The organism is Cedecea sp. B1(4) (assembly GCF_059414925.1).
Genome location: NZ_JCAHMZ010000310.1, coordinates 1 through 507, shown reverse-complemented (window position 1 = coordinate 507; position 507 = coordinate 1). Strand labels below are relative to the sequence as shown.

Genomic DNA, 507 nt, shown 5'->3' with positions numbered 1-507 from the left:
GATGGACAGCGCGCCCGGGAACTGGCCGCCGGCGCGCAACGCCTCGACCAGCTCGAACTGCTCGCCCTGGGTGGTTTCCAGCGTGAGTTCGGGGGTGGCGCAGGACTGCGGCAGGCTCTCCAGCAGCGCCGACGGATTGGGCGCGCCGGACAGGATCTCCAGCAGCCGGGCGGCGGCGTAAATGCCGTCGTCGAAGCCGTACCAGCGCTCCTTGAAGAAGATGTGGCCGCTCATCTCGCCGGCCAGCAGCGCGCCGGTCTCGCGCATCTTGGCCTTGATCAGCGAATGGCCCGTCTTCCACATGGTGGCCTTGCCGCCGGCCTCGGTGATGGCGCGCGCGACGTGGCGGCTGCACTTGACGTCGTAGAGGATCTCGGCGCCCGGGTTGCGCGCCAGCACGTCGCGGGCGAACAGGATCAGCTGGCGGTCGGGCCCGCAGATATGGCCCCCCCATGGGCCCACCCCCCCCCGGGCCCCCCCCCCCGCCGAACCCCCCCCCCCCCCCCC

1 pseudogene is annotated in these 507 nt (G+C 72.6%); it reads right to left on the bottom strand.

The features are described 5' to 3' along the window. Positions 1-462: pseudogene (locus ACR6JA_RS23085) on the bottom strand (phosphomannomutase/phosphoglucomutase); the annotation flags it as partial. Positions 463-507: the final 45 nt, after the last annotated feature.